Genomic DNA, 9,133 nt, shown 5'->3' with positions numbered 1-9,133 from the left:
TTTGACATTGGTCCGACCTGGCTCTGCTGACCGGATCAGCGGTTGTTTTTTTACTATGTGATCTATGATGCTATGTTGTAAAATAAAGAGTGGTAAGACGGGGTTTCAGTTTGTGTTTTTTCGGGCCGCAACCAGTACTGCATGTGGGATAGTGGCGAAAGCTAAATTCAAAATTAAAGGCAAGGACCAAGTACTACTTACCAAGATTAGTGCTTGGTACGTGGTACCTGGTCCTTGGTACAATGAATCAAAGTTTTTTCTTAATCCAGTCTGTCATCAAGCTGTACAAATGCCAGGTAGTATTCCCGCCATAAATACCATGGTTGCGGTTAGGGTAATACATGGTTTCAAAATGCTTGTCCGCCTTGATCAAAGCATCCACCATGTCCACCGCATTTTGGTAATGCACATTGTCATCACCTGTCCCATGGATCAAGAGGTAATTGCCCTTCAGTTTGTTCACATGCGTAATCGGACTGTAATCATCGTATCCTACCGCATTCAATTGGGGTGTCTGTAAATACCGCTCGGTGTAAATGGTATCGTAATACCTCCACGTAGTAACCGGGGCTACGGCAATGGCTGCTTTGAATACATCATTGCCCATCAATAAGGCCAAAGAGGACATGTATCCTCCATAAGACCATCCCCAGATACCTATTCGGGATGCATCCACAAATGGCATACTTGCCATAAATTTGGCGCCAGCAATTTGATCCTCGGTTTCTAATTTACCCAAATTGGCATAGGTCATATGCTTGAAATCTCTGCCTCTAGCTCCGGTACCTCTGTTATCCACACAGACTACAATATACCCTTCAGCAGCCAGGTGATGGTGCCAAAAATCCCTTGTTCCGCCCCAGGAATTCATTACATTCTGTGAGCCCGGGCCTCCATAGACATACATCAAAACCGGATATTTTTTGCTTTCATCAAAATCAGCAGGTTTGATCATATACCCATTAAGGGCTGTTCCATCCACTGTTTGGAAAGTGAAAAACGCCTTATCTGAAAGGGTAAATTCATTCAGTTTGTTTTTTAGGCCTTCATTTTCCTCCAGCACTTTGACCAATTTGCCAGAGGCCTCATTCAATGAGACTTTGAGAGGTGTATTGGCATTAGAATGATTTGCAATAAAGTACTTAAAGTCCCTGCTCATATTGACAGAAGTATTGCCTTTTTCAGGTGTCAGAATTTTTTTTCCCCTCCCATCCATATTGATCACATAGAGGTTTCTTTCCAATGGAGAAGTCTCTGTGGAGATATAGTAGATCATTTTGTTTTTTTCATCTACACCCACTAGGTTGGTAACCTCCCAGTTGCCGGAAGTAATCTGTCGGATCAGTTTGCCCTGATTGTCATGGTGGTATATATGCTTGAAGCCATCCTGCTCGGAAGTGCGGATAAAACCTTTGTCAGCTTCCAGAAACCTAAGGTCGTCATTGTAGTTAAGGTCTACATAAGTGTCCGATTTTTCCTGTAGTATGCGCGTGGTTTCACCAGTTACAGTGTTTGCATAGAGCAAATCCAATTGGTTTTGAAGTCTGTTAAGACGAAGAAATGCAAGGGTGTTGGGATCATTTGTCCAATATATCCTCGGTAGATAAATGTCTTTATCCTCTCCGGTATTCATACTGACAGTTTTTTTACTGCTAAGGTCATAGACATGTATGCTAACTTCAGCATTTTTTTCCCCGGCCTTTGGGTATTTGAAGCGGTAATCTTCCGGATACAGTTTGCCCCAAGTCTGCATATTGTACTCAGGGACATCGGTCTCATCAAAGCGGATAAAAGCAATTTTCTTTCCATCTGGGGACCATTCAAAGGCCCTTGACATGGAGAATTCTTCTTCATATACCCAGTCGGCAGCTCCATTAATGATGTGGTTCCATTTGCCATCTTCGGTAATCTGAGTAACTTGGTTATTTGCCAACTCCACCATGTAAATGTTGTTGTCTTTCACAAAAGCGACCTTGTCATTATCAGGGGAAAGCGTGGCATACATGATTTTTTCTCCATCCATTAATTTTTGGGCGGTTGCACTTTTTAGATCGACTAAGTGGAATACCCCCTTGCTGGACCTTCTGTAAATGCTTTCTACCTCTGAAGCTATCAGTGCTTTTGTTTCATCAGGATTAAAAGAATAACTTGAAAAGTTGACGCCAAGTGCTCCCCCATCAATCAGTACGGCCTCTTCTTCTCCGCTGGCAACGTTGATCTTCACCACTTTAGCACCTGTGACATCCCGCTGCAAAGAGGAATAATACTGACCATCTTTCATCCAGTTGATGCCATATACTGATTTTTGGGAAAAAGTATTTGATTTGAAAACGTCCTCAAGACTGACTGTTTTTTTCTCTTGGGCAAATGTACTTTCTCCTAACAGGAGCATTACTGTTGAGAGGAATAAGAATGAATATCTGAACATATTTTTGAGTTTATTTCCAGCGCTAAAGATAATTAATTCGATCAGATTGGAAACTTTGAAAAGGTTAAGCGGTCTTAAAAATGCCTTAGAATTTGGGAATAAGTCAGCTTAAAGATGAATTGAAAGATTTATCGCCTGATGCAGTATAAATTCCAGCTAAAATTTCATTAATTCGGGTATTCAATCTTTTGCCCTATGAAGAAAAAAATTGCCTTGGTGACTGGAGGTTTTTCAGGAGAGGCTGTAGTCTCATTGAAGAGCGCAGCTATAGTGGAAAAAACCATTGACCGCTCAAAATTTGATGTATTTAAAATTTTGATATATCCTGGAGATTGGTACCATCAAACGGAGAGTGGACAAAAAGTACCGGTGGACATGAATGACTTTTCAATTCTGTTAAATGAAGAAAGGGTTACTTTTGACGGGGTGTTCAATATCTTACATGGTTCCCCTGGAGAGGATGGGAAATTGGCAGGATATTTCGACATGTTGGGACTTCCCTACACTACCTGTGATGCACTTACCTCCGCCATCACCATGAACAAGGGATATACCAAAGCCATTGTACAGGATATTCCCGAGCTTTATGTGGCCAGGTCCATACAGCTGTTCAGCAATAAGGAAGAAAATCTGGAAAGGATTCAAAAGGAGTTGAGGTTGCCGCTTTTTGTCAAACCCAATAATGGGGGAAGCAGTATCGGCATGAGTAAGGTCAAAACGCCAAGCGAACTGAAGGAAGCTTTAGACAAGGCCTTTGCAGAGGACGATCAGGTATTGGTGGAAGAGTTTGTTTCAGGAAGGGAGTTTTCCATTGGGGTTTATCATGCCCAGGGGAAGACCACTGTTTTGCCTGCCACGGAGATTGTCAGCAGCAAGGAATTTTTTGACTTTGAAGCCAAATACTCTCCAGGCGTGACAGAGGAAATTACCCCGGGTAGGATGAGTGAGGAAGAAGTTGGCCGCGTCAACAGAATTATTGCCCAGGTGTATCAGAAATTGAACTGTAAAGGTGCTGTCCGTGTAGATTATTTTCTCGAGCATGATACCGGAAAATTCTATTTTATTGAAATCAACACGGTGCCCGGGCAGACCGAAACCAGTCTGATTTCCCAACAAGTCAGGGCCATAGGCATGGATGTCAAAGATTTCTACACCGAACTGATAGAAGAAATGTTTGTCTAGGTTCTATCTAAGCCTTAGGCTATTGGTCACCACCGATACGGAGCTAAGCGCCATGGCTGCACCGGCCAGCATAGGATTCAGCAGAAACCCGAATGCAGGATAGAGTACCCCTGCAGCTATAGGGATGCCAATGATATTATAGATAAAGGCCCAAAATAAGTTTTGATGAATGATTTTGACTGTTTTTTTGGTCAGTTGAAGGGTTTTCGGGATCTGCTGCAGGTCAGAATGGACCAATGTCACATCAGCCACTTCCATGGCGATGTCAGAACCATGACCCATGGCAATGCTCAAATGGGCGATACTCAACGCTTCACTGTCATTGATGCCATCACCGGCCATAGCTACGGTTTTGCCCTCTTTTTGCAATTTACGCACATATTCAGCCTTCTCCTGAGGAAGCATATGGCCTCTGAAGGCATCGATCCCTGTTTCTTTGGCTACTTTTTTTGCTGCCAATTGATGGTCTCCGGTAAGCATGTGGATGCTGATGCCCATCTCTTGTAATTCCTTAATCGCTTGGATAGAAGTACTTTTGATTGGGTCAGTAATTTCAAAATAAGCAAGGAGTTCTCCTTCCCGGGCGACATAAACCAAGGTAGCGCCAGCTTCCATGCGTTCAAAAGATTTTCCTACTTCCTCTTCATAACCCTTATCCAAAAAGGACCTGATCCATTTCTCCGTACCTATGCGATAGATCTTATCATTTACTGTAGCTGCTACCCCTTTTCCACGCTCGGTTTTAAAGTTAGTGATGGGGATCTGTTTTGTTTTTGCGTCCAAGTGTTTGATGATGGACCTTGCCAGGGGATGCTCTGATTTAGACTCAATGGTACTTACCGCAGCGGCATCAGCTGCTGTCCAGGAAGGTAAACATTGCATGGCAGTCACCTCGGGATTGCCCTTCGTGATGGTGCCGGTTTTATCGAGTAGGAGGGTGTCTATTTTTTTTCCTTTTTCAAGGCTTTCTGCATTTTTAATCAAAATGCCCATCTGCGCCCCCTTACCCATAGCCGCCATAATGGCTGTAGGAGTAGCCAAACCCAAGGCGCAGGGACAGGCTATGACCAATACTGTAATCATGGCCAACATGCCCCTAAGCCAGGCATCTTCTACCCCGCTAAAGCCCCAGATAAAAAAAGTAAGTATGCCAATCGCCAAAACAACCGGTACAAAGATGGAGGCTACTTTGTCCACGGTTTTCTGAATTGGAGCTTTGGAGCCTTGTGCTGTCTTCACCCTCTCGATAATTTGGGCCAACAAAGTTTGTTTTCCGACTTGTTCGGCGATAAAAGTGAGACTCCCGTCCTGGTTCAGGGTGCCTGCATACACCCTGCTGCCTTTTTCCTTTACAGTGGGGATGGGTTCTCCGGTCAACATGCTCTCGTTAACATAGGAGCTTCCCTCTATCACAGTTCCATCCAAAGGAATTTTCTGACCCGGCTTGACCAAAATACTTTCCCCAGCACGTACTTCTTCTATTTTTTTGATCAGCAGCTCACCATTTTCAATCACACTGACTTCCTTTGGTTGAAGTCCCATCAGTTTTTTCAATGCAGCCCCCGTACCGGCCTTGGCTTTGGATTCCAGTGTTTTTCCCAGCAAGATGAAAAAGATAATGACAGCAGCTGCTTCAAAGTAAACATGGGGTTCCAATCCCCTGCTGATCAAAAATTCAGGGGAAAAGGTGTTGAAACTGCTATAAAGATAAGCGATCCCTGTACTGAGTGCCACCAAAGTGTCCATATTGGCCTGTTTTACCTTGGCTAACTTCCATGCTTGAATAAAAAACTGCCTGCCAAAAACGAATAAGATGGGAGTGGTCAAGGCCCACATGATTTCATTGCCGAAGGGCATATGCATCCAGAACATACCGATCAAAAAAACGGGGAAGGCCATGATACCGGCAAAGACAGTTTTTTTACGAAGTTTCCGGTATGCATCCTCCTGTCTGTTTTCCAGTTCTTCCTGCTGAAGGCCTTCAATCAGAAGATCATAACCACTTTGCTGTACCGATTTTTTGAGTACTTCCAGTTCAACGGCATCCTCATCATATTCCAATAGGGCTGAATGGTTGGCATAATTCACTGAAGCAGCCTTAACACCTGGGCTTTTGACCAACACTTTTTCTACAGCAATGGCACATGCCGCACAACTCATTCCTTCTACTGGTATTTCTTTTTTTATGGTTGACATTGTTTAATTTTTAATATATGCCTCAAAGGTACGAAGACGCGGAGATTGTTTTGGTTTCAGGCCGCACAGATACTCAGAGATCCCGTTTTTGTTTTAAGCCATAAAGATTTTTTGTTTATAAGCTACGAAGACACAAAACTTTTTATATCTGAGTTATAAAGTTACTCTTTGTGGCCCTTATCCTGTTATAGAATTTTTGTAAAAATTAAACCTAATCAATTACCATTCTTATAATTCCTGAAATTATACGAAATGAATATTTGTTGCTAAGTTAAATTCCTTTGTACCTTCAAGCCGTAATTGAACACAAAAATTCATGATCAAGTCAACCGTAGAACCTGAGTGTACCGGGCAGTTTTCGCCTTTATTTTTAGACTATCTCCGTCAAATACCCGAGCTTCGGCTATTTTACAACCAATATCCGGTCCTTGAAAATTTTAAATCCCTGATCAATGGAAAGGATTTTTCAACCGAAAAAAGAGACTTGCTTTCAGCCGTTCTGGAAAAACAATATGAGGGAATGGAACTGGAAGAAATTACGAAATCCCAGATAAATTCTTTGCGAAGCCAAAAGACATTTACAGTAACCACAGGCCATCAGCTCAATTTATTTACAGGGCCACTGTATTTCATATATAAAATAGTATCTACGGTCAACTTGGCTGAACGCTTAAGCCGTGCTTACCCTGATTATCATTTTATCCCAGTGTACTGGCTGGCCTCCGAAGATCATGATTTTGAGGAGATCAATTATTTCAAACTCGATGGCAATAAATATCAATGGCATGCGACACAAACAGGGCCAGTTGGGGCATTTCGATTGGATGAAAGTTTTAAAAGCTTCTTCAAAGAGGTGACCCATTTTGTGCCGGACTTTTTTAAAGAGGCATATCTAGGCTCTAAAACCTTGGCTGAAGCATGCAGAAAATATGTGCACCACCTTTTTGGAGCTAAAGGACTATTGATAGCAGATGGAAATGATCCTGCTTTGAAGTCAATGTTCAGGTCGGTATTGGAGGCTGATCTGATCGGGCATAAAGTCCAAGAACTGGTACAAAAGACTACAGCAGACTTGGAAGACTTGGGTTATAAGAGCCAGATTTTTCCTCGGGAAATCAACTTATTCTATATGGAAGGGGGTATCAGGGAGAGGATAGAAAAAAGTGGCGGCATCTATAAAGTTTTAAATACTGAAATTTCATTTGCTGAGGATGGGCTTCATCAGCTCTTGAATGAACACCCGGAGCGCTTCAGTCCAAATGTCGTTTTGAGACCCATTTATCAAGAAACCATTCTCCCCAATATTGCCTACTTGGGTGGTCCCGCAGAAGTAGCCTATTGGTTGCAGCTCAAACCTTTGTTTGACAACTTCAATGTACAGTTTCCTGCCTTGATGCCAAGAAATTTTGCCTTGATTTTGGACCATGTTGTTCAGCGTAAAATTGAAAAATTGGGCATAGACGATGTAGGCCTTTTTCAGTCTGTCAGGGAGTGGAAGACAGCTTTTGTTGCCAGCCATGCCCACATGGATATTGGTCTGAATGAGGAAAAGAAAACCCTGGAAGGACTTTTTGATCAAATGACAGCAAATGTTTCTGAAGTAGACAAAACCTTAGAGGATGCTTTTCAGGCAGGAAAAGTCAGGGCATTAAAAATCATGGAACAATTGGCTTCAAAGGTCAGGAAAGCAGAGGAAAGAAAGCAATCAGTTAGTATTGGCCAAAGAGAGTCAATCCATGCTTTTTGTTATCCAGGAGGAAGTCCACAGGAAAGAGTGGAGAATTTCATGAAATTTTATCTGAAAAACCCAAACTTTCTTCAGGAGCTTTTCGAAGTTTTCGATCCTTTGGATTATGATTTCATGATTTTGAAAGAAAACAATGAATAAGGAGGACCTGCGTCAGCAATACAGACTAAAGAGGATGGGACTGTCAACAGAGGAGGTCAGGGATTTATCTGGAAAAATTTCAGATAAGTTTATGGCTTATTTGGGGGAACATCAGGAAATTCGCCACGTTCATTTATTTCTCCCTATTGCACGTTTTCATGAAGTCGATACCCTGCCTTTGTTTTACAAATTGCAGGACCTTGGTTATTCATTGTACACTTCAAGGTTAAACCCATCCGAGGAAAACTTGGAGACCTTGAATATATCAAGCATCAAAGGATTCGATTCGGGTCATTGGGGAATTCCTGTTCCAGGACAAGCAGCGATAGAAGCACCGGATAACATTCAGCTTTTACTTATTCCTTTGTTGGCATATGATAAAAAAGGATATAGAATTGGATATGGGAAGGGATATTATGACAAGTTCCTGGCTACTTTAGGCCGGGACATCATCAAAGTGGGGCTGAGTTTTTTTCCACCTGAAGACCATATTCCAGTAGAACCACATGATATTCCCATGGATTTTTGCATTACTCCAAAAGATGTTTTTTTCTTTTATCGTTAATATTTAAGGGCATTCATTTAATTTGGCATGTTTTTTAAAGGTTAATTATTAAATAAAAGAAGAAAGAGAGATGAAGAAAAGAATCTTTTTGCTGGTTTTCAGTTTTGGTTTATTGTATACGGTTCCTTCTTTTGCCCAATATAACACAGGGATAGGTTTAAGGGCAGGGGTTACCAATGGGCTTACCGTCAAACATTTTATTTCACAAGATGCTGCTATTGAAGGCCTTTTGCATGCACGCTGGGGCGGATTTTTGGTCACTGGCCTCTATGAAGTGCACAGGGATATCCGTGAAGTCAAAGGGCTACAATGGTTTTTTGGGGGTGGTGTACATCTTGGGACGTGGAATACCAGAAATATAAGCAACAAGAACAGGCCACCCTGGGCAGAACCCAATACAAGTTATTCTGTTTTTGGTCTAAACGGCATCATAGGCCTGGATTATAAATTCCAGGATGCCCCGATAGGTCTGGGCTTGGATTGGAAACCGGCTATTAACTTAGGATACTACAATTATGGCTGGGATGAGGTGGCCTTGTCCATACGTTATGTATTTTAATTCCAAATAATATTTTGGTATTGCTATTGTCTGTGGAAGGTGTCGGGCAGGTTTAAGCTAACCCTTTCACAGGCAAATTACCCCAGTAATGGTTTTTTTCAGGAGCCTCTTTTTGTTTTTTGACCCTGCTTTTTAGATTTCTACAATTTTTTTGTCCAAAAGGTGATTTTATGCTACTGAATTTTAAAAATATTTAATTTTTGTTTTTTTATTGTTTTGAGCATCAGTGTATTTCTTGAAATAGCAGACTTTCATTATTGAATATTCATTAAAAATTCTTAAAATTTTCCTTTTGGCAAAAAATCTGAATTAAGA

At 41.7% G+C, this 9,133-nt stretch carries 6 protein-coding genes; 4 read left to right on the top strand and 2 right to left on the bottom strand.

From position 1 onward, the window contains the following. Nucleotides 1-247: 247 nt before the first annotated feature. The gene (locus QZT73_RS14930) at nt 248-2,428 is read right to left on the bottom strand and encodes a S9 family peptidase (RefSeq protein WP_291788999.1); all 2,181 of its coding nucleotides are present in this window, start codon (nt 2,426-2,428) and stop codon (nt 248-250) included. A gap of 195 nt (nt 2,429-2,623) precedes the next feature. Here QZT73_RS14930 and QZT73_RS14925 point away from each other — a divergent pair, with 195 nt between their 5' ends. Further along, nucleotides 2,624-3,610 carry a D-alanine--D-alanine ligase gene (locus QZT73_RS14925; protein WP_291788997.1) on the top strand — a complete coding sequence of 329 codons (987 nt, stop codon included), beginning with the start codon at nt 2,624-2,626 and terminating at the stop codon, nt 3,608-3,610. Nucleotides 3,611-3,613: 3 nt separating this feature from the next. Here the strand turns inward: QZT73_RS14925 and QZT73_RS14920 are convergent, their stop codons facing one another. Further along, nucleotides 3,614-5,806 (bottom strand): heavy metal translocating P-type ATPase, encoded by a 2,193-nt coding sequence (locus QZT73_RS14920; RefSeq protein ID WP_291788995.1) that lies wholly within the window; start codon nt 5,804-5,806, stop codon nt 3,614-3,616. A 316-nt stretch (nt 5,807-6,122) separates the two neighbouring features. Between QZT73_RS14920 and bshC the strand changes: the two genes are divergently transcribed. The 3 genes from bshC (at nt 6,123) to QZT73_RS14905 (ending at nt 8,818) form a co-directional block, all read left to right on the top strand. Beyond that, complete coding sequence (gene bshC / locus QZT73_RS14915; RefSeq protein ID WP_291788992.1) at nt 6,123-7,694, top strand: bacillithiol biosynthesis cysteine-adding enzyme BshC; 1,572 nt, start codon at nt 6,123-6,125, stop codon at nt 7,692-7,694. Next, a complete protein-coding gene (locus QZT73_RS14910) occupies nt 7,687-8,259 on the top strand; it encodes a 5-formyltetrahydrofolate cyclo-ligase (RefSeq protein WP_291788990.1) in 573 nt (190 codons plus the stop codon). Before bshC ends, QZT73_RS14910 begins: the two co-directional genes overlap by 8 nt. A gap of 70 nt (nt 8,260-8,329) precedes the next feature. Then, a complete protein-coding gene (locus QZT73_RS14905; protein ID WP_291784056.1) occupies nt 8,330-8,818 on the top strand; it encodes a hypothetical protein in 489 nt (162 codons plus the stop codon). Nucleotides 8,819-9,133 lie beyond the last annotated feature (315 nt).

The organism is Cecembia sp., assembly GCF_007126775.1.
Classification (GTDB): domain Bacteria; phylum Bacteroidota; class Bacteroidia; order Cytophagales; family Cyclobacteriaceae; genus Cecembia.
The sequence above is the reverse complement of the archived record's forward strand: the minus strand, read 5'-3'. Positions and strand labels throughout refer to the sequence as shown.

Bases quoted from the DNA above. Each gene is read 5' to 3' on its own strand.
- QZT73_RS14910 (WP_291788990.1), top strand. From the start codon at position 7,687: ATGAATAAGGAGGACCTGCGTCAGCAATACAGACTAAAGAGGATGGGA.
- bshC (WP_291788992.1), top strand. From the start codon at position 6,123: ATGATCAAGTCAACCGTAGAACCTGAGTGTACCGGGCAGTTTTCGCCT.
- QZT73_RS14925 (WP_291788997.1), top strand. From the start codon at position 2,624: ATGAAGAAAAAAATTGCCTTGGTGACTGGAGGTTTTTCAGGAGAGGCT.
- QZT73_RS14920 (WP_291788995.1), bottom strand. From the start codon at position 5,806: ATGTCAACCATAAAAAAAGAAATACCAGTAGAAGGAATGAGTTGTGCG.
- QZT73_RS14930 (WP_291788999.1), bottom strand. From the start codon at position 2,428: ATGTTCAGATATTCATTCTTATTCCTCTCAACAGTAATGCTCCTGTTA.
- QZT73_RS14905 (WP_291784056.1), top strand. From the start codon at position 8,330: ATGAAGAAAAGAATCTTTTTGCTGGTTTTCAGTTTTGGTTTATTGTAT.